Annotated in this window: 22 protein-coding genes; 13 read left to right on the top strand and 9 right to left on the bottom strand. The window is 65.9% G+C overall.

Translation table 11 applies throughout. The features are described from left to right. Positions 1 to 84: 84 nt before the first annotated feature. On the top strand, positions 85 to 1,542 hold the full coding sequence (locus tag AC0KWY_RS04755) for an aminoacyl-histidine dipeptidase (protein ID WP_474028497.1): 1,458 nt from the start codon (positions 85 to 87) through the stop codon (positions 1,540 to 1,542). On the opposite strand, the gene AC0KWY_RS04750 is transcribed toward AC0KWY_RS04755, so the two are convergent. From AC0KWY_RS04750 to dapC, 7 genes are all read right to left on the bottom strand, one after another. Next, positions 1,543 to 2,163, bottom strand: coding sequence for a hypothetical protein (locus AC0KWY_RS04750; RefSeq protein WP_474028496.1), 621 nt, complete (start codon positions 2,161 to 2,163; stop codon positions 1,543 to 1,545). A gap of 77 nt (positions 2,164 to 2,240) precedes the next feature. Continuing rightward, the gene (locus AC0KWY_RS04745; protein ID WP_474028495.1) at positions 2,241 to 3,107 is read right to left on the bottom strand and encodes a spermine/spermidine synthase domain-containing protein; all 867 of its coding nucleotides are present in this window, start codon (positions 3,105 to 3,107) and stop codon (positions 2,241 to 2,243) included. A gap of 9 nt (positions 3,108 to 3,116) precedes the next feature. Continuing rightward, positions 3,117 to 4,013 carry a 50S ribosomal protein L3 N(5)-glutamine methyltransferase gene (gene prmB, locus AC0KWY_RS04740; protein WP_474028494.1) on the bottom strand — a complete coding sequence of 299 codons (897 nt, stop codon included), beginning with the start codon at positions 4,011 to 4,013 and terminating at the stop codon, positions 3,117 to 3,119. Next, positions 4,010 to 5,143 carry a succinyl-diaminopimelate desuccinylase gene (gene dapE, locus AC0KWY_RS04735; RefSeq protein ID WP_474028493.1) on the bottom strand — a complete coding sequence of 378 codons (1,134 nt, stop codon included), beginning with the start codon at positions 5,141 to 5,143 and terminating at the stop codon, positions 4,010 to 4,012. The genes prmB and dapE overlap by 4 nt, the downstream gene beginning before the upstream one ends. Then, positions 5,143 to 6,327 (bottom strand): PilT/PilU family type 4a pilus ATPase, encoded by a 1,185-nt coding sequence (locus tag AC0KWY_RS04730; protein WP_474028492.1) that lies wholly within the window; start codon positions 6,325 to 6,327, stop codon positions 5,143 to 5,145. The genes dapE and AC0KWY_RS04730 overlap by 1 nt, the downstream gene beginning before the upstream one ends. Before the next feature lie 24 nt (positions 6,328 to 6,351). Continuing rightward, the gene (gene dapD / locus AC0KWY_RS04725; protein WP_474028491.1) at positions 6,352 to 7,167 is read right to left on the bottom strand and encodes a 2,3,4,5-tetrahydropyridine-2,6-dicarboxylate N-succinyltransferase; all 816 of its coding nucleotides are present in this window, start codon (positions 7,165 to 7,167) and stop codon (positions 6,352 to 6,354) included. Positions 7,168 to 7,185: 18 nt separating this feature from the next. Beyond that, positions 7,186 to 8,373 (bottom strand): succinyldiaminopimelate transaminase, encoded by a 1,188-nt coding sequence (gene dapC, locus AC0KWY_RS04720; protein ID WP_474028490.1) that lies wholly within the window; start codon positions 8,371 to 8,373, stop codon positions 7,186 to 7,188. A 171-nt stretch (positions 8,374 to 8,544) separates the two neighbouring features. On the opposite strand from dapC, the gene AC0KWY_RS04715 reads away from it, so the two are divergent. The 7 genes from AC0KWY_RS04715 (at position 8,545) to AC0KWY_RS04685 (ending at position 19,388) form a co-directional block, all read left to right on the top strand. After that, positions 8,545 to 9,618, top strand: a complete 1,074-nt coding sequence (locus AC0KWY_RS04715; RefSeq protein ID WP_474028489.1) for an HD-GYP domain-containing protein — start codon at positions 8,545 to 8,547, stop codon at positions 9,616 to 9,618. 87 nt (positions 9,619 to 9,705) lie between these two features. Then, complete coding sequence (gene smc, locus AC0KWY_RS04710; RefSeq protein ID WP_474028488.1) at positions 9,706 to 13,215, top strand: chromosome segregation protein SMC; 3,510 nt, start codon at positions 9,706 to 9,708, stop codon at positions 13,213 to 13,215. Beyond that, on the top strand, positions 13,212 to 14,513 hold the full coding sequence (locus AC0KWY_RS04705) for a cell division protein ZipA C-terminal FtsZ-binding domain-containing protein (RefSeq protein ID WP_474028487.1): 1,302 nt from the start codon (positions 13,212 to 13,214) through the stop codon (positions 14,511 to 14,513). The genes smc and AC0KWY_RS04705 overlap by 4 nt, the downstream gene beginning before the upstream one ends. Further along, the gene (gene ligA / locus AC0KWY_RS04700; RefSeq protein ID WP_474028486.1) at positions 14,513 to 16,951 is read left to right on the top strand and encodes an NAD-dependent DNA ligase LigA; all 2,439 of its coding nucleotides are present in this window, start codon (positions 14,513 to 14,515) and stop codon (positions 16,949 to 16,951) included. Before AC0KWY_RS04705 ends, ligA begins: the two co-directional genes overlap by 1 nt. Positions 16,952 to 17,060: 109 nt before the next feature. Next, positions 17,061 to 17,930: a UTP--glucose-1-phosphate uridylyltransferase GalU gene (galU, locus tag AC0KWY_RS04695; RefSeq protein WP_474028485.1), complete on the top strand. Its 870-nt coding sequence runs from the start codon at positions 17,061 to 17,063 to the stop codon at positions 17,928 to 17,930. Continuing rightward, the gene (locus tag AC0KWY_RS04690; protein ID WP_474028484.1) at positions 17,927 to 18,616 is read left to right on the top strand and encodes a class I SAM-dependent methyltransferase; all 690 of its coding nucleotides are present in this window, start codon (positions 17,927 to 17,929) and stop codon (positions 18,614 to 18,616) included. The genes galU and AC0KWY_RS04690 overlap by 4 nt, the downstream gene beginning before the upstream one ends. 1 nt (position 18,617) lies before the next feature. After that, on the top strand, positions 18,618 to 19,388 hold the full coding sequence (locus AC0KWY_RS04685) for an S-methyl-5'-thioinosine phosphorylase (RefSeq protein WP_474028483.1): 771 nt from the start codon (positions 18,618 to 18,620) through the stop codon (positions 19,386 to 19,388). A 12-nt stretch (positions 19,389 to 19,400) separates the two neighbouring features. Here AC0KWY_RS04685 and AC0KWY_RS04680 read toward each other — a convergent pair whose 3' ends face one another. Together AC0KWY_RS04680 and map are read right to left on the bottom strand one after the other, a co-directional pair. Next, a complete protein-coding gene (locus tag AC0KWY_RS04680; RefSeq protein ID WP_474028482.1) occupies positions 19,401 to 21,959 on the bottom strand; it encodes a [protein-PII] uridylyltransferase in 2,559 nt (852 codons plus the stop codon). Continuing rightward, positions 21,959 to 22,759 (bottom strand): type I methionyl aminopeptidase, encoded by an 801-nt coding sequence (gene map / locus AC0KWY_RS04675; RefSeq protein WP_474028481.1) that lies wholly within the window; start codon positions 22,757 to 22,759, stop codon positions 21,959 to 21,961. The genes AC0KWY_RS04680 and map overlap by 1 nt, the downstream gene beginning before the upstream one ends. 111 nt (positions 22,760 to 22,870) lie before the next feature. Here map and rfbD point away from each other — a divergent pair, with 111 nt between their 5' ends. The 5 genes from rfbD to frr all read left to right on the top strand — a co-directional run bounded on the left by rfbD (position 22,871) and on the right by frr (position 26,981). Continuing rightward, on the top strand, positions 22,871 to 23,767 hold the full coding sequence (rfbD, locus tag AC0KWY_RS04670; RefSeq protein ID WP_474028480.1) for a dTDP-4-dehydrorhamnose reductase: 897 nt from the start codon (positions 22,871 to 22,873) through the stop codon (positions 23,765 to 23,767). Positions 23,768 to 23,970: 203 nt separating this feature from the next. Next, complete coding sequence (gene rpsB / locus AC0KWY_RS04665; protein ID WP_474028479.1) at positions 23,971 to 24,714, top strand: 30S ribosomal protein S2; 744 nt, start codon at positions 23,971 to 23,973, stop codon at positions 24,712 to 24,714. A gap of 61 nt (positions 24,715 to 24,775) precedes the next feature. Next, positions 24,776 to 25,675 carry a translation elongation factor Ts gene (tsf, locus tag AC0KWY_RS04660; protein ID WP_474028478.1) on the top strand — a complete coding sequence of 300 codons (900 nt, stop codon included), beginning with the start codon at positions 24,776 to 24,778 and terminating at the stop codon, positions 25,673 to 25,675. 20 nt (positions 25,676 to 25,695) lie between these two features. Continuing rightward, the gene (gene pyrH / locus AC0KWY_RS04655; protein ID WP_474028477.1) at positions 25,696 to 26,412 is read left to right on the top strand and encodes a UMP kinase; all 717 of its coding nucleotides are present in this window, start codon (positions 25,696 to 25,698) and stop codon (positions 26,410 to 26,412) included. Between the two features lie 11 nt (positions 26,413 to 26,423). Then, positions 26,424 to 26,981 carry a ribosome recycling factor gene (gene frr / locus AC0KWY_RS04650; protein ID WP_474028476.1) on the top strand — a complete coding sequence of 186 codons (558 nt, stop codon included), beginning with the start codon at positions 26,424 to 26,426 and terminating at the stop codon, positions 26,979 to 26,981. Positions 26,982 to 26,988: the final 7 nt, after the last annotated feature.

The raw sequence follows: 26,988 nt of genomic DNA, 5'->3' as shown, positions 1-26,988 counted from the left end.
GGACATTGGTTTTTCGATAATCGTCCGTACTTCACCGCCGGCCGGCCATTGGTTAAGCTGCCGCTTTTGCCCGGATTTTTGCCCATGTCGCAGCCCGAACTATTCTCCCGCCTGCAACCGTCCGTCGTCTGGCGGCATTTCGCCACGCTCTGCGCGACGCCACGCGCTTCCAAGGCCGAAGCCGCGCTACGCGACAGGCTGCTGGCCTGGGCGCGGGAGAGATCGCTCGCCGCCAGCGTCAACCGCGCCGGCAACCTGATTCTGAAGAAGCTGGCGACGCCCGGCTGCGAACATGCCCCGACCGTCGTCCTGCAGGCACACCTGGACATGGTCTGCCAGAAAAACGCCGACAGCGCCCACGACTTCTCCCGCGATCCTATCGTCCCCGAACTGCGCGACGGCTGGCTGGTCGCCGGTCAGACGACGCTGGGCGCCGACAACGGCATCGGCGTGGCGCTGATCCTTGCTGCGCTGGAAGACGAAACGCTGCGCCATGGCCCGCTGGAGGCGCTGCTCACGGTCGATGAGGAAGCCGGCATGGGTGGCGCCCGCGGCCTCGAACCAGGGCTGCTCGACGCGTCGCTGATGCTCAACCTCGATACCGAGGCCTGGGGCGAGTTCTACCTCGGCTGCGCCGGCGGGCTCGACGTCAACGTCCGCCGCGACGGCGATCACGAGCCGCTGCCGGCCGGCTGGACGGTGCGCCGGATCGCGCTGCGCGGCTTGCGCGGCGGCCATTCCGGCGTCGATATCCACGAGGAACGCGGCAACGCGATCAAGCTGCTGGTCGGTGTCCTGCACGACCTGGCCGGCGTCATGCCTTATCGTCTGGTCTCGCTGCACGGCGGTTCGGCGCGCAACGCGCTGCCGCGCGAGGCCTTCGCCGTGCTCGCCTTGCCTGACGCCGCTGGGCTCGATGCCTGGCTGGCGACGCAGCAGACGGCACTGTGCGAACTGCTGCGCGGCGTCGACGACGGTGTTGCGCTGGGCGCGGAAACGGCGACGGCCGATGCGGTGATGGCCGGTGAGGAACAATTCACCTGGCTCGCCTCGCTGCACGCCGCGCCGCACGGCGTCAAACGTGTCAGCCGGCAGGTGGCGGGCGTCGTCGAAACCTCGAACAACCTCGGCATCGTCGAGCTGACGCCGGCTGCCGGCTATTGCAATTTCATGGTCCGCTCGCTGGTCGACCGTGCCGCCGAGGCGCTCGCCGACGAGATCGTCAGCCTGTTCGCGCTGTCCGGCACCGCCGCCGAAAAATCCGGCCAGTATCCGGGCTGGCAGCCGAACCCGGAGTCGGCGCTGCTGCGCACCTGCCAGGCGGTGTTCAAACGCGATTTCGGCAGCGACTCCAAGGTCCAGGTGATCCACGCCGGCCTCGAATGCGGGCTGATCGGCGCCAAATACCCGGGCCTCGACATCGTTTCCTTTGGCCCCACCATCCACGGCGCGCACGCGCCCGGCGAGCGGGTCGAGGTGGCGTCGGTCGAGCGCTGCTGGCAGTTGCTGCGGGCGATCCTAGGCGAAATCGCCGGCGGCTGATCAGGCACTTGCCGGGCGCTGTTCGAGGTAGCCGGCCAGCGCTGCGAGACGTTTGGCGCTGGCGCCGTCGCTATCGACGAACATCGCCGTGAACAGCTTGCGGATGTTTTCCGGGCTGATTTCGGTCGTCGTCGGGTCGAAGCTGCTGCCGTCGGGCAGCGTCACCTGCTGGCCGCCCATGCCCTGGCGGGCCAGCGCGATCAGGTTCATGCCTTCGACCGCCGCGTAGTTGCCGGCGGCGACCATCTCGTCGTAGAGCGCCTTCTCGGCGGTCAACAGGTTGGCCATGGTGTTCACGAAGCCGCCGGCCTTCTGCTGGTAATCGACTTCATCGGCGGTCAGGGTTTGCGGGTCCTTGGCCCGGATTTCGGCCAGCCGCTTGTCGTTGGCCAGCAGGTATTCGGTGTCGGCGGCGCTTCGTTCGACGGCAGGTTTGCTTTTGATCTGCTCCAGCCGCGCTTCGACCCCGGCATCACTGGCGAGCAGCGCGCGGGCGGCGCTGGAGATGCTGACCTTGTCGGCAAGCGTTGCCGGGGGGGCGGCAGCGATTTGCCGCCCGGCGTCGGCGATTTTTCCGGATTGCCAGGCGCTGGAAAGGGAATTGATGCCGGTGACGATCATTTGGCGGGCTCCGTTGTCGTTGATGCGGAGCAATTGCAAACGGCATGCCAACGCCGATGCCGCGGCGACAAACCGCCTTACCGGCCGCGGATCGCCTCGCGCCGGGCGAAGCCGAGCTTGGCCGAGCGTTCCATCTTCTGCGCGAAGGCCGGGAAGTCGAGGCCGAGGCGGGCGCGCAGTTCCTTGGCGTGGTTGTGCAGCCAGCGCCAGCGCGGTTCGAAGTACTTTTCCTTGAACGCGTAGAGGATGTGGTTGCCGTCGTCGGGCACCGAGATGACGATCACCTGGTCGTCGAAGACATGCATCACCTCGCCGATCAGCCCGGCATAGCTCTCCTTGTCGCCGGCCAGGTTGACCACCAGCACGCCGTCACCGGAAAGTTTGGCGAAGGCGTTTTCGAAGAACTGGCGGTTGGCCAGTTCCGGCGCGTAGCCGCTGCGGTCGAAAGCATCGACCAGCAGCGCGTCGATGCCTTTCTCGGCCTGCGCGATGAACTCGGCGCCGTCGCCTGCGACGATCTGCAGGCGTTCGTCGTCCGGCGGTACGAAGAAGGCGTCGCGCAGCGCGATCACGTCGGGGTCGAGTTCGACGGCGGTGATGTGCACGCCGGGCAGCCGGCGGTGGCAGAACTTGACGATCGAACCGCCGCCCAGCCCGATCAGGACGATGCGTTTCGGGCGCGGGTGGAAGAGCAGGAAGCCCATCATTTTCTGCGTGTAGCGCAAGGCGAGGTCGTGCGGCGCCTTCAACGCCATCTCGCTCTGCATCAGGTGGACGCTGAAATAGAGGTAGCGCGATTTGCCGTCGTCGATGACGAAAGGCTTCAGGTAGCTTTCGTCGAGCAACTGCATGCGCAGTTCCCAGGCGGGCGTCCATTCCGGTTCGAGCATCAGCACCGTGCCGGTCTGGAGGTCGAACGGGCTGGGGAGTTCGTAGAGTTTCAAGCTGCCGCTTCAGTCGGGTAGATCGGCGGCATGCAGCAGGAAAACGTATTCGTCCCCGGCGGCGGTGTCGAGCCAGGTGAAGGGCAGGTCGGGGTAAGCGGCTTCGAGCGCAGCGCGGTTGTGGCCGATCTCGACGACGAGGATGCCGTCTTCGGTCAGATGTTTCTTTGCTTCGGCGAGGATGATGCGGGTGAAGTCGAGGCCATCGTCGCCAGAGCCGAGCGCCATTTCCGGCTCGTGCAGGTATTCCGGCGGCAGCGCGGCGACGGCTTCGGCGTCGACGTAGGGCGGGTTGGAAATGATCAGGTCGTAGCGTTTTCCGCCAAGCTTGGCGAAAGCGTCGGAGCGGACCGGGTGCACCCGGTCGGCGAGGCGGTAGTCGGCGATGTTGCGCTCGGCGACGGCGAGCGCGTCCTGCGACAGGTCGACGGCGTCGACCCGGGCGTTGGGGAAGTTCAGCGCCAGCTTGATCGCCAGGCAGCCGGAACCGGTGCACAGGTCGAGCGCGTTTTCCACGGCCCACGGGTCGGCGACCCACGGCGCCAGTTGTTCGTCGAGCAGTTCGGCGATGAAGGAGCGCGGCACGATGACGCGCTCGTCGACGTAGAAGCGGTCGTCGCCCAGCCAGGCCTCGTTGGTCAGGTAGGCGGCGGGCAGGCGGTCCTGGCAGCGGCGGCTGTAGAGGTCGAGCAGGCGGACGCGCTCGTCCGGCAGCAGGCGCGCGTCGAGGAAGGGTTCGAGGCGGTCGAGCGGCAGGTGCAGCGTGTGCAGCGTCAGGTAGACGGCCTCGTCCCAGGCGTTGTCGCTGCCGTGGCCGAAGAACAGGTGGGCGGCGTTGAAGCGGCTGACCGCGTAGCGGATGAAGTCGCGGACGGTGATCAGTTCGTGCTGGGCGTGAGCGGTCATGCGAGGAGGATTTTTTCCAGGATGCGGCGGTAGATCGCCGAGAGTTGCGCCGGGGCGTCGACGGCGATGCACTCGTCGATCTTGTGGCTGGTCGCGTTGGACGGGCCGATTTCCAGCAACTGGCCGCAGATCGGCGCGATGAAGCGGCCGTCCGAAGTGCCGCCGGTGGTCGACAGTTCGGTCTCGATGCCGCAAACGGCACGGATCGCCTCGACCGCCGTGTCAGCCAGCGGGCCGCGTCCGGTCAGGAAGGGGCGGGCGCCGAGCGTCCATTTGATCTCGTAGTCCAGGCCGTGCCGGTCGAGGATGGCGCACAGGCGCTGCTGCAGGCCTTCCGGCGTGCTGGCGGTGGAGAAACGGAAGTTGAACTTGATTTCCAGTTGGCCGGGAATGACGTTGGTCGCGCCGGTGCCGCCGTGGATGTTGGAGATCTGCCAGGTGGTCGGCGGGAAGTATTCGTTGCCCTGGTCCCACTCGGTCGCCGCCAGTTCGGCGATGGCCGGCGCCGCCTGGTGGATCGGGTTGCGGCCCTTTTCCGGGTAGGCGATGTGGCACTGGATGCCCTTGACGTTGAGCACGCCGGAGAGCGAGCCGCGGCGGCCGTTCTTGATCATGTCGCCGAGCGTGTTGACCGAGGTCGGTTCGCCGATGATGCAGTAGTCGAGCCGTTCGCCGCGCGCCTGCAGGGCTTCGGTGACGGCGACGGTGCCGTCGTTGGCGTCGCCTTCCTCGTCGGAGGTGAGCAGGAAGGCGAGCGAGCCGGGGTGTTCAGGGTGGGCGGCGACGAAGGCTTCGACGGCGGTGACGGCGGCGGCGACGCCGGTCTTCATGTCGGCGGCGCCGCGCCCGTAGAGCTTGCCGTCACGGATTTCCGGGGCAAATGGGGGGCTGGTCCATTTTTCCAGCGGGCCGGTCGGCACGACGTCGGTATGGCCGGCGAAGACGAACAGCGGCGCCGTATTGCCGCGGCGCGCCCAGAGGTTGCGGGTGCCGTTGCGGTCCAGCCATTCGAGGGAAAAGCCGACGGCGCTCAGACGCGCGCCGAGGATGTCCATGCAGCCGGCGTCGTCGGGCGTGACGGACGGGCACGCCATGAGTCGGCGTGCCAGTTCGAGAGTGGGGTCGGTCATCAGTGGGTTTCGTCGTCGTCGGCGAGACTGAGCTGGAATTCCTTGAACGAGGCACCGCCTTCGTCGGTGCTGTCGAATTCGAGCGAGATGTCGGGTTTCTTCTCGTCCTTGCCCGTGTTGGAATTGAACTCGGAGTTGTTGATCAGCCACGACAGGTTGGTCGGCGAATCGGCGTTGGCCAGCGCTTCGTCGAGGGTGATCGAGCCTTCGTGGTAGAGGCGGAAGAGATCCTGTTCGAAGGTCTGCGATCCCGGCGCCAGCGTCTGCTCCATCGCGTCCTTGATGCCCTGGACTTCGCCGCGCTCGATCAGTTCGCTGATGTGGCGGGTGTTGAGCATGATTTCGCAGGTCGGCAGGCGCTTGCCGTCCGGGTTGCGCACCAGGCGTTGCGAGACGATCGCGCGCAGCGCCACCGAGAGGTCGAGGAAGAGCGCCGGTCGGTTCTCCAGCGGGAAGAAGCTGATGATCCGGTTGAGCGCGTGGTAGGAGTTGTTGGCGTGCAGCGTCGCCAGGCACAGGTGGCCGGTCTGGGCATAGGAAATGGCTGCCTGCATGGTGTCGCGGTCGCGGATTTCGCCGATCAGGATGCAGTCCGGCGCCTGGCGCATCGCGTTCTTCAGCGCCGTGTTCCAGTCGTGCGTGTCCATGCCGATTTCGCGCTGGTTGACGATCGATTTCTTGTGCTTGAACAGGAATTCGATCGGGTCCTCGACGGTCAGGATGTGGCCGGCGCGCGTCGAGTTGCGGTGGTCGAGCATCGAGGCGATGGTCGTCGATTTGCCGGAACCGGTAGCGCCGACGATCAGGATCAGGCCGCGTTTCTCCATGATCAGCTCGCCGAGCAATGGCGGCATGCCGAGCGTGTCGAGCGGCGGGATGTTGCCGAGGATGAAGCGGACGACGATGCCGATCGAACCGCGCTGACGGAACAGGTTGATGCGGAAGTTGCCGACCTGCGGCACACCGAACGAGAGGTTCATCTCGTTGGTGGCCTCGAAGGTCTTGGCCTGATCCGGCGACATCAGCTCGTAGGCGATCTTTTCGATCATGTCGGGCAACATGATCTGCTGGTTGACCGGCATGGTCGTTCCCTGGATCTTGATGTGGATCGGGGTGCCGGCAGAAATGAAGATATCCGATGCCTGCTTTTCCGACATCAGCTGGAACAGTTTGTCGAGGATCATGGCAAGACCTCCGCGGGAGGAAAGTTAAGCGCGCAACAGTTCGTTGATGCTCGTCTTGGAGCGCGTCTGGGCGTCGACCTTCTTGACGATGATCGCGGCGTAAAGGCTGTAGCGGCCGTTGTCCTTGGGCAGCGAGCCGGAGATCACGACCGAACCCGGCGGGATGCGGCCGTAGCTGATTTCGCCGGTTTCGCGGTCGTAGATCGGCGTGCTCTGGCCGATGTACACGCCCATCGAGATCACCGAGTTCTCGCCGACGACGACGCCTTCGACGACTTCCGAACGGGCGCCGATGAAGCAGTTGTCCTCGATGATGACCGGGCCGGCCTGGATCGGTTCGAGCACGCCGCCGATGCCGACGCCGCCGGAGAGGTGCACGTTCTTGCCGATCTGCGCGCAGGAACCGACGGTGGCCCAGGTGTCGACCATCGTGCCTTCATCGACGAAGGCGCCGATATTGACGAAGGACGGCATCAGCACGACGTTCCTGGCGATGTGCGAACCCTTGCGGGCGAAGGCGCCCGGCACCACGCGGAAGCCGCCGGCCTTGAACTGTTCTTCGCTCCAGCCCTGGAACTTGGTGTCGACCTTGTCGTAGAAGCGCACGTCGCCAGCTTCCTGGACGCGGTTGTCGCGGGTGCGGAAGGAGAGCAGCACGGCCTTCTTGGCCCACTGGTTGACGACCCACTCGCCACCCACCTTCTCGGCGACGCGCAGCTTGCCGCTGTCCAGATCGCCGATCACGGATTCGATGATCCGGATCGCGTCGGTCGATTGGGTGGTCAGCTCGGTGCGCTTTTCCCAGAGTTCGTCGATGGTGGCTTGCAACGGATGGCTCATTTGGCGGTTCTCTCTTGGTTACAGTTGTTGTGTGAATTGAACGATGCGGCGGCTGGCTTCCAGGCATTCCTCCAGGCCGGCGACCAGGGCGATGCGAACGAAACCGGCACCCGGGTTGACGCCCTGGGAATCGCGGGCAAGGAAACTGCCGGGCAGGACTACGACATTATAGTGTTCGAGCAGGCCGCGGGCGAATTCGCTATCGGCAATCGGCGTTTTCGCCCAAAGATAAAAACTTGCGTCCGGCATGCCAGTGCCGAGCACCGAGGCGATCAGCGGCGTGCAGGCGGCGAATTTCTCGCGGTACTGGTTGCGGTTGTCGAGCACGTGCGCCTCGTCGTTCCAGGCGGCGACCGAGGCGGCCTGCACCGGGGGCGCCATGGCGCAGCCGTGGTAGGTGCGGTAGAGCAGGAAAGCCTTGAGCAGCTTCGCATCGCCGGCGACGAAGCCGGAACGCATGCCGGGCACGTTGGAACGCTTCGACAGGCTGGAGAACATCACCAGTCGGTCGAAATTGCGGCCGAGCAGCTTCGCCGCCTGAAGGCCGCCGATCGGCGGGTTGGCTTCGTCGAAATAAATTTCCGAATAGCATTCGTCGGAGGCGATGACGAAACCGTACTTGTCGGACAGCGCAAACAGCGTCTTCCAGTCGTCGAGCGACAAGACCTTGCCAGTCGGGTTGCCGGGAGAGCAGACGTAAAACAGCTGCACGCGCGCCCATTCTTCCGGCGTCAATTGCTCGTAGTCGAAGGCGAAGCCGTTTTCCGGCAGGTTGTTCAGGAAGCGCGGCTCGGCACCGGCCAGGTAAGCCGCGCCTTCGTAGATCTGGTAGAAGGGATTGGGGCTGACGACGATCGGGCTGCCCCGGCTCGGGTCGATCACTGCCTGGGCAAAGGAGAACAGCGCTTCGCGCGAGCCGTTGACCGGCAGGATTTCGCTTTCCGGATCGACGGCGATGTCGTAGCGGCGGGCGCACCAAGCGCTGATCGCCTGGCGCAGGGCCGGGATGCCCTGCGTCGTCGGGTAGTTGGCGAGGCCGCGCAGGTTGGCGTGCAGCGCGTCCATGATGAACTGCGGCGTCGCATGCTGCGGCTCGCCGATCGACAGCTTGATTTCCCGGTATTGCGGGTCCGGTGTGACGCCGGCGAACAGCGCGCGCAGCTTTTCGAAGGGGTAAGGCTGGAGTTGGTTCAGATGGGGATTCACTGGATCGATATTCGTGACGGCGAAGAGGAGCGATTATCGCCGAAAAATGTCGCCTTTCTCGCATAACGCCAAAAGTGGCATGCGGCTTACTGCTTTGGTGGCTTTGTTATTACCTTAGTAGTATTCTGCCTGCCAACGACAAAATAAGCGGACTGCCGTCCGACGATAAAAATGGAAGCATTGTCTGCGGATTCCCGGTCGGTCATCGATGCGCTGACGGCGCACGTTGCACTGATCGACGGCGAAGGGGAGATCGTTGCGGTCAATCTGGCCTGGCGACGGTTTTACGATGGCAACGGCTGTTGCCTGCCGGATTACGGCGTCGGCTGCAACTACCTGAAATTGTTGGCGCCGCTGGCGGAACAGGCGGGAGAAGGCGGCGCCTCCGACGACAGCGTGCTGGCCGGTGCCGTCGTCGCCGGCTTGCGCGGCGTGCTCGACGGCAGCCGGGAACGTTTCCAGCTCGAATACCCGTGCCACGCGCCGGACGAGCGCCGCTGGTTCCTGCTGACGGCGACGCCGTTCGCACCGGGGCACCGGATCCGGGCCGTCGTCTCGCACGAGAACATCACCGCCCTCAAACTGGCCGAGGAGAGGACGCGCCAGCAGGCGCTGCAGGTGGCGGCTTCCTTCTCCAGCATGGTCGAGGCGATCGCGCTTGCCATCGAGAAACGCGATCCCTACACCGCCGGGCATCAACGCCAGGTGGCCGCGCTGGCCAGCGAAATCGCCCGCGTCATGGGCTTGGGCGACGATTTCCGCCTGGGTCTGCATCTCGGGGCGAGCATCCACGACATCGGCAAGATTTCGGTGCCGGCCGAAATCCTCAACCGCCCCGGGGCGCTCAGCACGCCCGAATACGCGATCATCCGGCAGCATTCGCAGACCGGCTACGAGATTTTGTGCGGCATCGATTTTCCCTGGCCGATTGCCGACATGATCCTGCAGCACCACGAGCGTCTCGACGGCAGTGGTTATCCGCAGGGCCTGAAGGGGGACGAAATCTGCCTGGAGGCGAAGATCATCGCCGTCGCCGACGTTTTCGACGCGATCGTCTCGCATCGGCCTTACCGTCCGGGACGCAGCTTCGACGATGCGGTCCGGGAATTGCGCCGCGGCGCCGGGACGGTCTATGACGCCGGGGTCGTCGATGCCGGCCTGAGTTTCTTCGGCGAAGTCGGCGGCGACTGGTATCGGCAGCATCGCCACGGCCTCGCTGCGCTCCAATCGCTGGCCGCTTTCTGAGCCCGGCGATGCCGGAATGAGCGGCCGGGGCTTGGTGCTATCATACGGCCCCCGATGTGGCGGGCATCCTGGCCGCCCTAACCGCGCATGCGCCTGACCAAACTCAAACTCGCCGGCTTCAAGTCCTTCGTCGATCCCACCCAGGTTGCCCTGCCCGGGCAGCTGGTCGGCGTCGTCGGGCCGAACGGCTGCGGCAAGTCGAACATCATGGACGCGGTGCGCTGGGTGCTCGGCGAGTCGAAAGCTTCCGAGTTGCGCGGCGAGTCGATGATGGACGTCATCTTCAACGGCTCGACCAACCGCAAGCCGGTGTCGCGGGCTTCCGTCGAGCTGATCTTCGACAACCTGCTTGGCCGTGCGCTGGGGCAGTGGTCGCAGTACGCCGAGCTGTCGGTCAAGCGGGTGCTGACGCGCAGCGGCCAGTCGGATTACTTCATCAACAACCTGAAGGTCCGGCGCAAGGACATCACCGATCTCTTCCTCGGCACCGGGCTGGGGCCGCGCGCCTACGCCATCATCGGCCAGGGCATGATTTCGCGCATCATCGAGGCCAAGCCCGACGACCTGCGCGTCTTCCTCGAAGAAGCGGCCGGCGTCACCCGCTACAAGGAGCGGCGCAAGGAAACGAACGGCCGGCTCGAGGATACGCGCGAGAACCTGCTGCGCGTCGAGGACATCCGCGAGGAGCTCGGCCACCAGATCGAACGGCTGGCCTCGCAGGCCGAGGTTGCCCGCCGCTACCACGCGCTCAACGAACAACTGGTGCAGAAGCAGCAATTGCTCTGGCTGCTCAAGAAGCGCGAAGCCGACGCCGAGCGCCAGCGGCTGGCGCTCGAGGTGGAGCGGGCGACGACCGAACTCGAGGCGCAGAGCGCCGCGCTGCGCGAGACCGAGGCGCGCGCGGAGGCAACGCGGGAAGCTCACTTCGCCGCCGGCGACGCGCTGCACAACGCGCAGAGCTCGATGTACGCGGCCAACGCCGAAGTCGCCCGGCTCGAGGCGGAAATTCGCCATCGCCGCGAGTCGCGCAGTCAGCTCGAAGCGCGGTTGGTGCAACTGGAGGACGAGCTGGCGCGGTGGACGCAGAACGCCGAAAAGCTGGCCGAGGACCGCGAGAGGTGGGAGGAGCAGCAGGAAGTCACCCGCTTGCGCGTCGACGAGGCCGAGGAGCGCCTGCACGCCCAGATGAACCTGGCGCCGCAGGTCGAGGAGGACCACGCGCAGGCGCTCGACGAACTGCAGCGCCTCAAGACACGGACCGCCAACGGCGAGCAGAAGCTGGAAGTCGAGCTGACCAACAAGGCGCACGCGCAACGCTCGCTGCAGGCCTTGATTCAGCGGCGCGAGCGGTTGCGCGACGAGACCTTCGGCGAGGCGCCGGACGAACTGGAAGTCGCCGAGAAGGAAGAGGAACTGGAACTGCTGCGCGAGGAACTCGCCGGCGATCAGGAACACCTGCAGCAACTGCAGGAGGAAATTCCCCAACTGGAGGCCAGGCGCAAGGCGGCGCACGGCGAGCTGCAGCGCCTCGAGCGCGAGCTCGCCGCCGGCCAGGCGCGGCGCGCCGCGCTCGAACAGATGCAGGCGAAGACCGCCGGCAGCGGCAAGCTGCCGGAATGGCTGGAACGGCATGGTCTGGCCGAGGCTGTGGCGCTGTGGCAGAAGATCCATGTCGACGCCGGTTGGGAAGAGGCGGTCGAAGCGGTGTTGCGCGAACGCCTGTCGGCGATCGCCTGCGACGATCCGGCCAAACTCGACATCTGGTTGCATGACCGGCCGCAAGCGCGGCTTTCGGTGATGCTCGGCAATCTTGCGGAGCCGCCGACGGCAAGCGGGGAAACGCTGCTGGCCCGGGTGCGCTGCGACGATCCCGCGGTGCGCGCGGCACTCACCGACTGGCTGGGTGACATCGCCACCGCCGAAACGCTGGGCGAGGCGCTGGCGTTGCGCGAAACGCTGGCGCCCGGCGCCGTCATCGTCACCCGCGGCGGCGACCTGCTGACCCGCGGCAGCGTCACCTTCTTCGCGCCCGACCAGGGCGAGCACGGCCTGCTCGAACGCCAGCGCGAAATCGAAGCGCTGGCCGAGGGCATCGCGCTCGCCGAGGAAAAGAGCGAAAGTCTGCGCGAGCAGGCGGCGCTGCTCGACGAGCAGTACGCCGACAAGCAGGAAGAAATCGACGAGACCCGCCAGTACGTCACCGACCGCCAGCAGCGCGTGCACCACGTGCAACTGGAAGTGCTCAAGCTGACGCAGGCGCTGGCCCGCTACAACGAGCAGAAGGAACGCATCGCCGAGCAGCTCGCCGAACTGGCCGAGGAAGAAGAGGGCGAGCGCGAGCGGGAAATGGCCGCCGACGAGCGGATCGAGGAAATCCGCGACGGTCTCAACCGCATCCGCGTCCTGGTCGCCGGCGCCCAGGCCCGGCTCGACGAATGCGAACGCGCCGTGCGCGCCGAGCGCGAGAAGAACGCCGATTTCGACCGGGCATTGCGCGAGGCGCAGTTTTCGGCGCGCGAGGCCGAGGGCAAGCTGCAGGACATCTTCGCCCAGCAGGCGGTCGCCCAGCGCGAACTGAGCCGCATCGAGCGCGACCGCGCCGCCTGCGCCGAGCAGGTCGAGGCGGCGCCGGCCGACGTCATGGAAGAACAACTGCAGCAGGCGCTGGCCGCCCGCCAACTGGCCGAGCAGGAACTGGCGGCGAAGCGCGACGCCCTGGAAGCGGCGACCAACGCGCTGCGCGCGCTGGAAGAACAGCGGCTGAAGATCGAGCAGGGGCTGGAGCCGCTGCGCGCGAAGATCGGCGACCTCAAGCTGAAGGAGCAGGCGGCCTCGCTCAACGCCGAGCAGTTCGCCATGCAGCTCCTCGAAGCCGGCGCCGACGAAGCGGCGCTGCTGCCGCTGCTCGAAATGTTGGGAAACGCGGCGCGGCCGCCGGTGCTGCAGGGCGAGATCACCCGCCTCGGCAACGCCATCGCCGAACTCGGCGCGGTCAACCTGGCGGCGTTGCAGGAACTGGAAACGGCGAGCGAGCGCAAGGGTTACCTCGACATGCAGGCGGCCGACCTGACCGAGGCGATGGAAACCCTGGAAAACGCCATCCGCCGCATCGACCGCGAAACGCGCGATCTGCTGCAGAGCACCTTCGACACGGTCAACGGCCATTTCGGCCAGCTGTTCCCGGAACTCTTCGGTGGCGGCCGCGCCGAGCTGGTGATGACCGGCGAGGAAATCCTCGACGCCGGCGTGCAGGTAATCGCCCAGCCGCCGGGCAAGAAGAACTCGACCATCCACCTGCTGTCCGGCGGCGAGAAGGCGCTGACCGCGATCGCGCTGGTATTCTCGATGTTCCAGCTCAACCCGGCGCCCTTCTGTCTGCTCGACGAGGTCGATGCGCCGCTCGACGACTCCAACACCGAGCGTTTCTGCAGCATGGTCAAGAAAATGTCAGGGGCAACGCAGTTCCTGTTCATTTCCCATAATAAAATCGCGATGGAAATGGCCGAACAACTGGTCGGCGTCACCATGCAGGAAAGCGGCGTCTCGCGCGTGGTGGAAGTGGATATCGAAGAAGCCTTGAAGATGAGGGATGCATGACCGAACTCCAACTGGGAATGATCGGCCTGAGCGCGACCGTCGTGGTCGGCGTGTACGCGTACAACAAATGGCAGGAATATCGGCACCGCAAGGTCGCCGAAGCGATGCTCAAACCCGGGCACGACGATGTGCTGCTCAACGGCGGTGCCCGGCCGGCACGCCGTGAACGGCAGCCGGAACGGGCGCCGGAAAGACCGCTGGAGCGGGTGGAGCCGGCCTATGCGGCGCCGGTCGCCGAGGCGCCGGGGCGGCACGAAATGCCCTCGCAGAACGATCCGGAACCGCTTGTTTCGGTGGCGGACGAGCCTGACAACACGCCGGTCCCGGTATTCATGCCGGTGGAAGAGACGGAGCTGCCGCCGGTCTTTGCCGACCCCGTCGACGAACCCGTCCCGGACAGCCCGGTCGTCGACAGCGTCGCCGCGCCGGCGCCTGCCGAACGGACGGCGGCGGAGATTCCCCATGTTGCCCTGCCGCCGGAACTGCTCGATCCGCGGATCGAACTGATCGTCGCCATGGAGCTGGTCGAGTCGGTGTCGTCGCGCCAGATCCTCGGTTCGCAGCGCGAGACCCTGCGCCGCCTCGGCAAGCCGGTGCATTGGGTTGCCTTCGACGAGAGCCGCCGCAAATGGCTGCCGCTGCACAGCGACGAGGACATCCCGGTGCGCCGCCTGCGCGTCGGGTTGCCCCTGGTCAATCGCCTCGGGCCGGTGGCGGAGGGCGACCTCGCGCTGTTCAACGGCGCCATGCAGGCGCTGGCCGACGAACTGATGGCGGTGGCCGACCTGCCGTCGTCGCGTCCGCTCGACCAGGCGGCGGAGATCGACCGCTTCTGCGCCGCCGTCGACCTCGAGATCGGCCTCAACCTGGTCAGCCGCGGCATTCCCTTCCCCGGGACCAAGATCCGCGCGCTGGCCGAAGCCGCCGGCATGATCCTCGGTGTCGATGGCCTGTTCACCCGCTACGACGACGCCGGCCGCCCGCAGTTCAGCCTGCAGAACTACGAGAACACCCTGTTCTCCGGCGACAGCCTGCGCACCCTGACCACACACGGCATCACCTTCCTGCTCGACGTGCCGCGCGTCGAACACGGCGAAGCGGTGTTCGTGCAGATGGTCGCCCTGGCGCAACGTTTCGCCGAGGTGCTGCAGGGCACGCTGGTCGACGACAACCGCAACCCGCTCGGCGACAGCCAGCTCGATCACATCCGCCGCGAGTTCATCGGCAAGCCGCAGGCGACGATGCGCTCCTTCGGCCTGCCCGCCGGTTCGCCGCAAGCCCTGCGCCTGTTCTCGTGATGCCGGCAGCGGAAATCACGGCGCGCGCCGCCTGGCTGCGCGCCGAACTGGAACATCACAACCACGCCTACTACGTCCTCGACGCGCCGACCATTCCGGACGCCGATTACGACGCGCTGTTCCGCGAACTGCAGGCGCTGGAAGCTGAATATCCGGCGCTGGCGACGGCCGATTCGCCGACCCGGCGCGTCGGCGGCAAGCCGCTGGCGCAGTTCGCACCGGTGGTGCACGACGTGCCCATGCTGTCGATCCAGACCGAAACCGACACCGAGTCGAGCGGCGCGCTCAACTTCGACGCGCGCGTCCGCCGCGAGCTGGAACTGCCGGCCGACGCCCCGGCCATCGCCTACGCCGCCGAACTGAAGTTCGACGGCCTGGCCGTCAGCCTGCGCTACGAGAACGGCGTGCTGGTGCGCGGCGCGACGCGTGGCGACGGTGCGACCGGCGAGGACGTCACCCAGAACCTGCGCACCATCGGCCAGATTCCGCTGCGCCTGCGCGGCGAAGCGCCGCCGCTGCTGGAAGTACGCGGCGAGGTGTACATGCGGCGCGACGACCTCGAGCAATACAACGCGGCGGCCGCGGCGCGCGGCGAAAAGACCCTGGTCAATCCGCGCAACGCCGCCGCCGGCAGCGTTCGCCAGCTCGACCCGGCGATCGCCGCCAGCCGGCCGCTGAAATTCTTCGCCTACGGCATCGGCACGGTCGCCGGCTGGGATGAACCGTCAACCCACAGCGGCTTGCTCGATGCGCTGGCCGCCTTCGGCCTGCCGGTCTGCGAGCATCGCGCGGTATTGCAGGGCGGTACGGCGCTGGCCGGTTTTCATCAGCGCGTTGCCGAGTTGCGCGAGGATCTGCCGTTCGACATCGACGGCGTGGTGTACAAGGTCGACGACCGCGCACTGCAGCGCCGTCTCGGCTTCCGCTCGCGCGAGCCGCGCTGGGCGGTGGCGCACAAGTATCCGCCGCAGGAGGCGGCTACCGTGCTCGAGGCGATCGACATCCAGGTCGGCCGCACCGGCGCCCTGACGCCGGTGGCGCGCCTGCAGCCGGTGTTCGTCGGCGGCGTCACGGTGACCAACGCGACCCTGCACAACGCCGACGAGATCGAGCGCAAGGGCGGCATCTGCGTCGGCGACACGGTGATCGTCCGCCGCGCCGGCGACGTCATTCCGCAAATCGTCGGCATCGTCGCCGAACGCCGGCCGGCCGACGCCCGGCCCTTCGCCATGCCCGATGCCTGCCCGGTGTGCGGCGCGCACACGGTGCGCGAGCCGGGCGAGGCGGCGACCCGCTGCTCCGGCGGTTTCTCGTGCAGCGCCCAGCGTACCCAGGCGATCCTGCATTTTGCCGGCCGCCGCATGATGGACATCGAAGGCCTCGGCGATCGCTACGTCGAGCGCCTGGTCGAGTTCGGCTACATCCACGGCGTCGCCGACCTGTACAAGCTGACGCTGGGCGACCTGCTCGAGATGAAGCGGCGCGCCGACGAGAAGGACGCCGAGGCCAGTCTCGGCGCCCCCATCCCGTGCGGCGCCGATGGCGCTGCGGAGGCGAATCGCGGCAGCGCTCCGGAGGCGCCGAAGGCCGGCCAGACGCCGACGCGCTGGGCGGAGAACCTGCTCGCCGGCATCGCCGCCAGCAAAACGCCGAAGCTCGCCCGGCTGCTTTTCGCGCTCGGCATCCGTCATGTCGGCGAGAGCACCGCCAAGACGCTGGCCGACTGGCTCGGCAGTCTCGAACGCGTGCGCCGCGCGCCGGCGCCGCTGCTCGCCGTGCTGCCCGACATCGGCGCGACGGTGGCGGCGGCGATCGCCGATTTCTTCGCCGAGCAGCGCAACCTCGACGCCGTCGACGCCTTGCTCGCTGCCGGCGTGACGCCGGCCGACGAGCATCCGCCGCATCCCGGCCTGGCCGAACGCCTGGCCTGGGCCGACATCTACACGGCGCTGGCGGTGCCCAAGCTGACCGCCAAGCGCGCCGGCCAACTGGCCGTCGTCGTCGACGGCGCCGCGCTTGCCGACGGCAGCGTCGATGCTGCCGCGCTGTCGGTCGCCGGCCTGCCCGGCGAGGTGATCAGCGCCTTGTTCGCCTGGCTCAACGAGACCGGCAGGCGCGGTCTGCTCGCCGCCGTCGCCCATCGTCGCCAGGAACTGCTCGACGCGCTGCCGCAGGGCGTCGCGGCTGCCGCACCGGCGCCGCTGGCGGGCAAGACGCTGGTGCTGACCGGCACGCTGCCGACGCTGAAACGCGACGACGCCAAGGCGATGATCGAAGCGGCCGGCGGCAAGGTCGCCGGCTCTGTGTCGAAGAAGACAGACTATGTGGTCGCCGGCGAGGAAGCTGGCAGCAAGCTCGACAAGGCGCGCGAGCTGGGCGTCGCGGTGGTCGACGAAGCGGGTTTGCTGGAACTGTTGGATCGGGGAGCGGAAACATGAGAAAAGTCAGGAAAGCCGTCTTTGGCTGCGGCCGCCATGCCAAAGCATGGCTTAACGCCGGCTATGCCGGGTTAGCCTGTGCTGAAAACGGCTTTCAATGGAGTATGAAATGAAGAAAGTCAGGAAAGCCGTTTTTCCGGTGGCCGGGCTGGGAACGCGTTTCCTGCCGGCGACCAAGGCCAGTCCGAAGGAAATGCTGCCCATCGTCGACAAGCCGCTGATCCAGTACGCGGTCGAGGAAGCGGTGGCGGCGGGGATCACCGACATGATCTTCGTCACCGGCCGTTCGAAGCGGGCGATCGAGGATCACTTCGACAAGGCCTACGAGCTGGAAAGCGAACTGGCAATGCGCGGCAAGATGCAGATACTTGAATTCGTGCGCAACATGATTCCGAAGGAAATCAACTGCATCTACATTCGCCAGGCGGAAGCCCTGGGGCTTGGTCATGCGGTGCTGTGCGCGCGGCCGGTGATCGGTGACGAACCCTTTGCCGTCTTGCTCGCCGACGATCTGCTCGACGGGACGCCTTCGGTGATGAAGCAGATGGTTGATAAATACGACTATTACTGCTGTTCGGTGCTTGGCGTCCAGGATGTGCCGCGTGCCGACACGGCCAGTTACGGGATCGTCGACGCCCGCCCGGTGGCCGAGCGCCTGGAGCAGGTCAGCGCCATCGTCGAGAAGCCGACGCCCGATGTCGCGCCGTCCACCCTGGCCGTGGTCGGACGTTACATCCTGACGCCGCGCATTTTCGATCATCTGGAACGGGTGACTCCCGGTGCCGGCGGCGAGATTCAGCTGACCGACGGCATCGCTTCGCTGCTCGCCGAGGAACAGGTGCTGGCTTACCGTTACGATGGCGTGCGCTACGACTGCGGCTCCAAGCTCGGCTACCTGAAGGCGACGGTCGCTTTCGGTCGGCGCCACCCCGAAATTGGCACCGAATTTGCCGCCTATCTCGACGGCGAGCAGGGATGAGCGGCGCCAATCTCGACAGTTTCCTCGACTACTGGGAGAGCGAGGGCGAAGCGCTTGCCCGGCACGGCGACTACGACTGGATGGCGGCGCTGACGCCGGGGCGTCGGGTGCTGGAAATCGGCTGCGGGCCGGGTTTTTCGACGCTGGCGCTGGTCCAGCGCGGGTTGGCGGTGCTCGCCGTCGATGCCCAGTCGAGCTGTCTGGCGCTGGCCCGGCAACGTGCCGGGGAGCAGGCGCTGGCTGTGCTCGAAGCGGAAGTGACGGCGCTGAGCGCCGAACAGCGGGCGGCGATCGTCTCATTCGCGCCCGATACCGTCGTCTGCTGGCTGATGGGGGCGCCGGCGGCAATTACCGGGGCGAGCGCCGGCGACGGCGGCAAGGCGGTCGTCGCCTACCGCGAGCGCGTGCATCGGGCGGCGGCCGAGCTGGCGGTCGACCTGCCTTCGGTGACGGCGCTGCATCTCGTCGACCGGACGGCGATTCCCTGGCAGGCGAAGGATATCGGCCGCGACACGCTGCTCGGGTATCATCGCCAGAAAACCTTGGCCGGCCTGCCTTTCCAGGCGCAGCGCAAGGATGCGCTGTACCGCAAGCTGGAGGCCGCGGCCCCTTCCTTCAAACCGCATGCCGCCCTCAAGGGCGTCGTGCCCGTGCTGGCTTCGCTGCTGGCTTACCGGAGTTCCTGACATGCTGGCCATCATCGGCGGCAGCGGCCTGACGACGCTGTCCAATCTCGACGTTTCGCACCGTGAAGTGGTGCGCACCCCTTACGGCGAAGCTTCCGGGGCGCTGGTCTTCGGCCAGATCTGCGGCCGGCCGGCGGTTTTCCTGCCGCGCCACGGCTACGGCCATACCATTCCGCCGCACATGGTCAATTACCGCGCCAACCTGTGGGCCCTGCATCACCACCAGGTCAGCGGCATCATTTCCGTGGCCTCGGTCGGCAGCATCCGTCCCGACCTGCAGCCGGGCGACATCGTCCTGCCCGACCAGATCATCGATTACACCTGGGGCCGCAAATCCACGTTCTTCGACGGCGTCGGTGGCCCGGTGACCCATATCGACTTCACCGAACCCTACGATGCGGCGCTCGGCCAGCGTATTGCCGAGGCGGCGGCGGCATTGGGGATCGGCATCGCCATCGGTGGCGTCTACGCGGCGACGCAGGGGCCGCGACTCGAGACTGCGGCCGAGATCAACCGCCTGGAACGCGACGGGGCCGACCTGGTCGGCATGACCGGCATGCCGGAAGCGGCGCTGGCCCGCGAGCTGGGCGTGCCCTACGCGGCGATCAACGTCGTCGCCAACCATGCCGCCGGGCGCGGCAGCAGCGCCAACGGCATCCGTTTCGACAGCCTGGAACACGTGCTGCAGGAAGCCATGGGCCGGGTCAAGGCGATCATCGAACGGGTGGTCGGCTGCGAGAAGGCGTGCCTGCCGCTCGGCATGTCGGTGTGAAGCCCGCCGGGCTCACACCTTCAAGCGTTCCATCAGCTCGGTTTCCAGCCGGATGCGGCGGTTGGTGTCCGAGAGGTCGCCACCGCTGATCAGGAAGACGTCCTCGGCGCGCTCGCCGAGGGTGACGATCTTCGCCGTGTGCAGGTTGGCGCCGTGCTCGGCGAGCGTGCTGGCCACCGTGTACAGCAGGCCCGGGCGGTCGGCGGCGGTCAGCGAGAGGATGAAGTGCTTGCCCTTCTCGTCGCCGCTGATGCTGACTTCCGGCTTGATCGGGAAATGCCGGACCTGGCGCGACAGCCGGCCGGGCGAGGGAATCTCCGGCGGCAGTTCGCGGGTCAGGCGGTCTTCCAGCTCGTGTTCGATGTAGCTGAGCATTTCCCGGCTGTGGTCACGCCGCTCGACGTCGAGCAGGATGAAGCTGTCGAGCGCGTAGCCATGCTCGGTAGTGTGGATCTTGGCATCGACGATGCTGTAGCCGGCGCGAGCGAAAAAGCCGACCAGGCGCGCGAACAGGTCGCGCTGGTCGCGGGTGTAGACCATCACCTGCAGGCCGACGCCTTCCTGCCAGAGGCGGGCGCGGACGACCGGCTGGTTGTTGTGGATGCGGTAATGCAGCGAGCGCGTGTGCCAGGCGATTTCCTCGGCCGAGTGGCGCAGGAAATAGACCGTGTCGAGCTGTTTCCAGAGCCGCTCGTGCACGGTGTCGGAGAGTGCGAAGAAGCGCAGCAGGCGCATCGCTTCGGCCTGGCGGTCGGCGATGATGCCGTGGCTGACCGGGGTTTCGTCCTGCGCCAGGTAGTGCAGCGTCAGTTGGTAAAGGTCGGCGAGCAGTTTGCCTTTCCACTGGTTCCAGACCTTCGGGCTGGTGCCGCGGATGTCGGCGTGGGTCAGCAGGTAGAGCGCCTGCAGATGCCGGACGTCGCCGACCAGCGCGGCAAAACGGCCGATCACCGCGGGGTCGCCGAGGTCTTCCTTCTGGGCGATCTGCGACATCACCAGGTGATGGCGGACCAGCCAGACCACCAGCTCGGTGTCGGCTTCCGGCAGGCCGTGGTTGTCGCAGAATTCGCGGGCGTTGACGGTGCCTTTTTCGGAATGGTCGCCACCGCGTCCCTTGGCGATATCGTGGAAGAGGGCGGCGATGTAGAGCAGCCAGGGTTGTTCGAACTCGTTGATGGTGCGTGAACAGAGCGGGTATTCGTGGGCGAACTCGCTCATCGTGAACCGGCGCAGGTTGCGCAGCACCTGCAGGATGTGCTGGTTGACGGTGTAGACGTGGAACAGGTCGTGCTGCATCTGGCCGACGATGCGTCCGAAATTCGGCAGGTAGGCGCCGAGGATGTCGAGCTGGTTCATGCGCCGGAATTCGTGGATGACGCCGCGCTCGGCCTGCAGCAGGCCGAGGAACATGGCACGGTTGGCCGGGTCGGCGCGGAAGCCGTCGTCGATCCGTTCGCGGGCCAGCCACAGGGCGCGCAGCGTCGATGCCGTCATGCCTTGCAGTTCCGAGTTCTCCTGCATGATGCGGAAGGCGTCGAAGATCAGCTTCGGCTGGCGCTCGAACAGCTCCTCGTCGCAGATGTCGAGCAGGTTGCCGACGATCTGGAAATTGGCGTCGTAGGCTTGCGGGTGCTGCAGGTTTTCCGGGGCCAGCGCCGCGCCCATGTTCTGCAGGACGATGGTGTTGAGCAGCATCAGTCCCTTGGCGTTGCGGTAATACGCCTGCATCAGCTGTTCCGAGGCGCGCTTCGATTCGCTGTCCAGGTAGCCGTAACGGGCGGCCAGCGCGGACTGGTAGTCGAACAGCAGGCGATCCTCGCGGCGGCGGGCGACGAAATGCAGGCGGATGCGCAGGTGGCGCAGGAACTCCTCGAACTGCTTGCCGAAGGCGACGCCTTCCTGCGACATGACGCCGCCGTTGCCGAGTTCGTCCCAGGTGCCGCCGAAACCGGCCGCCTTGGCGATCCAGAAGATCACCTGCAGGTCGCGCAGGCCGCCCGGCGATTCCTTGAGGTTGGGCTCCAGGCTGTACGGTGTTTCGTTGTGCCGCAGGTAGCGGTCTTGCTGCTCGAGGCGTTTGGCTTCGAAAAAGCCGAGCGGGTCGAGGTTGCCGAACAGCCGCTTGCGGAAGGTGGCGAACAGTTTTTCACTGCCGGTCAGCAGGCGGGCTTCGAGCAGCGCGGTCTGCACCGTGATGTCGCGCGTCGCTTCGTCCAGGCATTCCGGGATGGTGCGGACGCTGTGGCCGATTTCCAGGCCGATGTCCCAGAAACAGCCGACCAGGCGTTCCAGCTTTTCCGCCGTGCTTGCGCTCGGCGCCTGCGGCAGCAGGATCAGCAGATCGATGTCGGAGGCCGGGTAGAGTTCGCCACGGCCGTAGCCGCCGACGGCGGCGAGGGCGATCGAGGCGGGAAAGCCGAAGCTTTCCCAGAGGCGGCGCAGGGTGTCGTCGACATCGGCGCAACGCTGCTTGAGCAGGGCCTCGGCATCGTTGTCGGCTTCGTAACGGGCCTGCAGCGTGGCCTGGCGGGTCCTGACCTCGTTGCGCAGCGTCGCGATGTCGAGGCTCATCAGGCGATCCAGTCGGGCTTCGGCCGGCAACCGGCCGACTGGGTGAGGATTTCGTAACCGTTGTCGGTGACCAGGATGGTGTGCTCCCATTGCGCCGACAGGCTGCGGTCCTTGGTGACGATGGTCCAGCCGTCGGACATTTCGCGGATCGCCGCCTTGCCGGCATTGATCATCGGCTCGATGGTGAAGGTCATGCCCGGTTCCAGCGCGATGCCGGTGCCGGTCTTGCCGTAGTGGACGACCTGCGGGTCTTCGTGAAACTTGCGACCGATGCCGTGGCCGCAGAATTCGCGGACCACCGAGTAACCGTTCTTCTCGGCGTGTTTCTGGATGATCGCGCCGATGTCGCCGAGGCGGGCGCCGGGGCGGACCACCGAAATTCCCAGCCACATGCATTCGAAGGTGATTTCGCACAGGCGCTTGGCCTGGATCGAGCCTTCGCCGACGATGAACATGCGGCTGGTGTCGCCGTGGTAGCCGTCCTTGATCGTCGTGATGTCGAGATTGACGATGTCGCCGTTCTTCAACACCCGGTCGCTGGGCACGCCGTGGCAGACCTGCTGGTTGATCGAGGTGCAGATCGATTTCGGGTACGGGTCGTAACCGGCCGGCGCGTAGTTGAGCGGGGCCGGAATGCAGCCCTGGACATTGACCATGTAGTCATGGCAGAGGCGGTCGAGTTCCTCGGTGGTGACGCCGGGTTTGACGAAAGCGTCGATGTAGTCGAGAACTTCTGCGGCCAGCCGGCCGGCGACGCGCATTTTCTCGATTTCCTCGGGCGTCTTCAGGGTGATGCTCATGGCTGTTCTGGGGGCTGGGGTAAAGGAACAAGGATAAATGATGGCCCCCGTTTCGCAAAGCTGGCACGCCAAAAATGGCATACTGCGCGGGTTTGACGGAGGGAATGGCGGATGAGCATCTTGTTGCTGGGCAAGGACGGCCAGTTGGGTTGGGAGCTGCAACGCTCGTTGGCGCCGCTGGCGCCGCTGGTCGCCTGCGGGCGCGGCGAGTGCGACCTTGGTGATGCGGCGGGCTTGCGCGCGCTGGTCGCGGCTTGCCGGCCGTCGGTGATCGTCAATGCGGCGGCTTACACGGCGGTGGATAAGGCGGAATCCGACGCCGCCACGGCCCATGCCGTCAACGCCGAGGCGCCGCGCCTCCTCGCCGAATGCGCCGCCGCCACCGATGCGCTGCTGATCCATTATTCGACCGATTACGTCTACGACGGCGGCAAGGCTTCGCCTTATGTCGAAAGCGACCCGGTGGCGCCGCAGAGCGTCTATGGGCGCAGCAAGCTGGCCGGGGAGGAGGGGGTGCGCGCCAGCGGCGCCCGTTCGCTGATCTTCCGGACCAGCTGGGTGTTCGGCGAGCACGGCGGTAATTTTGTCCGCACCATCCTGCGCCTGGCGCGCGAACGCGACAGCCTGTCGGTGGTCGACGACCAGCTCGGTTCGCCGACGCCGGCGGCGCTGATCGCCGATGTCACGGCCGCCGTCCTGCTGCGCCTTGACCTCGGTCGTCATCTCGCCAGCAGGGAGAGCCGGCTCTACCACCTGGCGGCCGCCAATCCGGTGAGCTGGTGCGAATTTGCCCGGTGCATCGTCGGGCTGGCCGGGGGGCGTGCCGGTGGGCTGCGTTTCGATGCCGCGGCCATCCGGCCGATCACCAGCGCGGAATATCCGACCCCGGCGCGGCGTCCGGCCAATTCACGCCTCGACTGCAGCCGGCTGGCCGGCGATTTCGGGCTGCATCAGCCGGACTGGCAGCCTTACCTGCAGCGCATGCTGGCGCAGATTGCCGGGAAATGACATTGGAGCTGCGGGTGGCTTTGGCTTGGGCGAATTCGCTGCTATAATCCTGCGGCTTTTCCGGGCCTGTCTCGGGAATGACGGCGGCGCGCACGGTGTGCGTCGTCAAATCCTCACATCCGCCGATTAAGGGTGTTCGTCAAAATCAAATAATGACGGACGTTTGCGGCGGGTGGCGGTTCAACCCTTAAAGGAGTTTTGCAATGTCCGTTACCATGCGCGAAATGCTGGAAGCCGGTGTCCACTTCGGCCACCAGACCCGTTTCTGGTCCCCCAAGATGGCCCCGTACATCTTCGGCGCCCGCAACAAGATTCATATCGTCAACCTCGAAAAGACCCTGGCCAAGTACAACGAAGCCATGGCTTTCGTGAAGAAGCTGTCGGCCAACCGCGGCAACATCCTGTTTGTCGGTACCAAGCGCCAGGCCCGCGAAATCGTCGCTGAAGAAGCGGCGCGCGCCGGTGCACCGTGTGTCGACCAGCGCTGGCTGGGCGGCATGCTGACCAACTTCAAGACGGTCAAGACCTCGATCAAGCGCCTCAAGGACATGGAACTGGCCGTCGAAGCCGGCGACCTGGAAAAAATGTCGAAGAAGGAAGCGCTGACCTTCCGTCGCGAACTGGAAAAGCTGCAGAAGTCGATCGGCGGCATCAAGGATATGGGCGGCCTGCCAGATGCCATCTTCGTCATCGACGTCGGCTACCACAAGATCGCCATCACCGAAGCCGAAAAGCTCGGTATCCCGGTGATCGGCGTAGTCGATACCAACCACTCCCCGGAAGGCGTTTCCTACGTCATCCCGGGTAACGACGACTCTTCCCGCGCCATCCAGCTTTACGCCCGCGGCGTTGCCGATGCGATCCTCGAAGGTCGCACCCTGGCCATTCAGGAAGTGGTTGCCGGCGGCGACGACGAATTCGTCGAAGTCGAAGAAGCTGCCGAATAAATAACGGTGTAACGGCGGAGCCCCAGGCTCCGCCTGTCTCATAAGCTCAGGAGAATCAAGTATGGCGGCAATTACCGCAAGCATGGTCGCGGAACTGCGCGGCAAGACCGATGCGCCGATGATGGAATGCAAGAAGGCGCTGACCGAAGCCGACGGCGACATGGCCAAGGCTGAAGAAATCCTTCGCGTCAAGCTGGGCAACAAGGCCTCCAAGGCGGCCACCCGGGTCGCCGCGGAAGGCATCGTGGCAATCAGCATCTCCGCTGACGGCAAGATCGGTGCGATCGTCGAAGTCAATTCGGAAACCGACTTCGTTGCCAAGAACGACGATTTCATCGCGCTCGCCAACGGCTCGGCGGCCCTCGTCGCGGCGCAGAATCCGGCCGACGTCGCTGCCCTGTCGGCGCTGCCGATGGGCGACGGTACCGTCGAATCGACCCGTGCCGCGCTGGTCGGCAAGATCGGTGAGAACATGACGATCCGCCGTTTCGTCCGTTGCGAAGCCAAGGGCAAGCTGGTTTCGTACATCCACGGCGGTGCCAAGGTTGGCGTGCTGGTCGACCTGGTCGGCGGCGACGAGCAACTGGGCAAGGATCTGGCGATGCATATCGCCGCCTCCAAGCCGAAGTCGCTGGATGTCTCGGGCGTTTCCGCCGAGTTGCTGGAAACCGAGCGCCGTGTCGCCATCGAGAAGGCGCGCGAAGCCGGCAAGCCGGAAGCGATGCTCGAGAAGATCGCCGAAGGTACCGTCCAGAAGTACCTGAAGGACGTGACCCTGCTCGGTCAGGTCTTCGTCAAGGCGGAAGACGGCAAGCAGACGATCGAGCAGTTGCTGAAGCAGAAGGGCGCTTCGGTCGCCAGCTTCACGCTGTACATGGTCGGCGAAGGCATCGAGAAGAAGGTTGACGATTTCGCTGCCGAAGTCGCTGCCCAGGCCGCTGCCGCGGCTGCCAAGAAGTAATCTGCCGCAAGGGAAAGCCGATGACCACACCCAAATACAAGCGCATCCTCCTCAAACTCTCCGGTGAGGCCCTGATGGGCACCGACGCCTACGGCATCAATCCGAAGGTGATCGGCGAAATCTGCGGCGAGATCAAGGCGGTTGCCGACCTGGGCGTGGAAATCGGCGTCGTGATCGGCGGTGGCAACATCTTCCGCGGCATGGCCGGCACGGCCACCGGGATGGATCGCGCCACCGCGGATTACATGGGCATGCTGGCCACGGTGATGAATGCCATGGCGCTGTCCGACGCGATGCGTCAAGTCGGCCTGAATGCCCGCGTGCAGTCGGCCCTGAATATCGAGCAGGTGGTCGAACCCTATATCCGCGGCAAGGCCATCCGCTACCTCGAAGAAGGCAAGGTGGTGATCTTCGGTGCCGGTACCGGCAACCCTTTCTTCACCACCGATACCGCCGCCGCGCTGCGTGGCTCGGAAATCGCTGCCGAGATCGTCCTCAAGGCGACCAAGGTCGACGGCATTTATACCGCCGATCCGAAAAAGGACCCGGCGGCGACCCGCTACGACAAGATCAGCTTCAACGATGCGATCTCGCAAAACCTCGCGGTGATGGATGCGACCGCGTTCGCACTGTGCCGCGACCAGAAACTGCCGATCAACGTGTTTTCCATCTTCAAGGCCGGCGCGCTCAAGCGCGTGGTCTGTGGCGAAGACGAAGGCACGCTGGTCTATTGCTGAGGGAGAGAGCAATGATTGCCGAACTCAAGAAAACCGCCGAAGCGAAGATGCAGAAGTCGCTTGAGGCGCTGAAGAACGACCTGCTGAAGATTCGTACCGGCCGTGCCCATACCGGCCTGATCGACCACGTCATGGTCGATTACTATGGTTCGCCGGTGCCGGTGAACCAGGTCGCCAACGTCACTCTGGTTCACGCTCGCACGCTGGGTGTCCAGCCGTGGGAAAAGAACATGCTGCAGAAGATCGAGAAGGCGATTCGCGATTCCGATCTCGGCCTCAATCCAGCCTCGCAGGGCGATCTGATCCGGGTGCCGATGCCAGCGCTGACCGAAGAACGGCGCAAGGAAATGATCAAGGTCGTCAAGCACGAGGGCGAGGGTGCCAAGGTGGCGATCCGCAACCTGCGCCGCGACGCCAATACCCATCTCAAGGATGCGCTGAAGAAGGGCGAAATTCCGGAAGATGCCGAGCGCAAGGCGCAGGACGATGTCCAGAAGCTGACCGACAAATACATTGCCGAAGTCGACAAGATGCTCGCCACGAAAGAGGCCGAGCTGATGCAGGTCTGAGTCGCGC

The sequence above is a fragment of the Azonexus sp. MM2026_4 genome, from assembly GCF_055901855.1.
The sequence above is the reverse complement of the archived record's forward strand: the minus strand, read 5'-3'. Positions and strand labels throughout refer to the sequence as shown.

Bases quoted from the DNA above. Each gene is read 5' to 3' on its own strand.
- AC0KWY_RS04755 (WP_474028497.1), top strand. From the start codon at position 85: ATGTCGCAGCCCGAACTATTCTCCCGCCTGCAACCGTCCGTCGTCTGG.
- AC0KWY_RS04750 (WP_474028496.1), bottom strand. From the start codon at position 2,163: ATGATCGTCACCGGCATCAATTCCCTTTCCAGCGCCTGGCAATCCGGA.
- prmB (WP_474028494.1), bottom strand. From the start codon at position 4,013: ATGACCGCTCACGCCCAGCACGAACTGATCACCGTCCGCGACTTCATC.
- dapE (WP_474028493.1), bottom strand. From the start codon at position 5,143: ATGACCGACCCCACTCTCGAACTGGCACGCCGACTCATGGCGTGCCCG.
- AC0KWY_RS04730 (WP_474028492.1), bottom strand. From the start codon at position 6,327: ATGATCCTCGACAAACTGTTCCAGCTGATGTCGGAAAAGCAGGCATCG.
- dapD (WP_474028491.1), bottom strand. From the start codon at position 7,167: ATGAGCCATCCGTTGCAAGCCACCATCGACGAACTCTGGGAAAAGCGC.
- AC0KWY_RS04715 (WP_474028489.1), top strand. From the start codon at position 8,545: ATGGAAGCATTGTCTGCGGATTCCCGGTCGGTCATCGATGCGCTGACG.
- smc (WP_474028488.1), top strand. From the start codon at position 9,706: ATGCGCCTGACCAAACTCAAACTCGCCGGCTTCAAGTCCTTCGTCGAT.
- AC0KWY_RS04705 (WP_474028487.1), top strand. From the start codon at position 13,212: ATGACCGAACTCCAACTGGGAATGATCGGCCTGAGCGCGACCGTCGTG.
- ligA (WP_474028486.1), top strand. From the start codon at position 14,513: ATGCCGGCAGCGGAAATCACGGCGCGCGCCGCCTGGCTGCGCGCCGAA.
- galU (WP_474028485.1), top strand. From the start codon at position 17,061: ATGAAGAAAGTCAGGAAAGCCGTTTTTCCGGTGGCCGGGCTGGGAACG.
- AC0KWY_RS04690 (WP_474028484.1), top strand. From the start codon at position 17,927: ATGAGCGGCGCCAATCTCGACAGTTTCCTCGACTACTGGGAGAGCGAG.
- AC0KWY_RS04685 (WP_474028483.1), top strand. From the start codon at position 18,618: ATGCTGGCCATCATCGGCGGCAGCGGCCTGACGACGCTGTCCAATCTC.
- AC0KWY_RS04680 (WP_474028482.1), bottom strand. From the start codon at position 21,959: ATGAGCCTCGACATCGCGACGCTGCGCAACGAGGTCAGGACCCGCCAG.
- map (WP_474028481.1), bottom strand. From the start codon at position 22,759: ATGAGCATCACCCTGAAGACGCCCGAGGAAATCGAGAAAATGCGCGTC.
- rfbD (WP_474028480.1), top strand. From the start codon at position 22,871: ATGAGCATCTTGTTGCTGGGCAAGGACGGCCAGTTGGGTTGGGAGCTG.
- rpsB (WP_474028479.1), top strand. From the start codon at position 23,971: ATGTCCGTTACCATGCGCGAAATGCTGGAAGCCGGTGTCCACTTCGGC.
- tsf (WP_474028478.1), top strand. From the start codon at position 24,776: ATGGCGGCAATTACCGCAAGCATGGTCGCGGAACTGCGCGGCAAGACC.
- pyrH (WP_474028477.1), top strand. From the start codon at position 25,696: ATGACCACACCCAAATACAAGCGCATCCTCCTCAAACTCTCCGGTGAG.
- frr (WP_474028476.1), top strand. From the start codon at position 26,424: ATGATTGCCGAACTCAAGAAAACCGCCGAAGCGAAGATGCAGAAGTCG.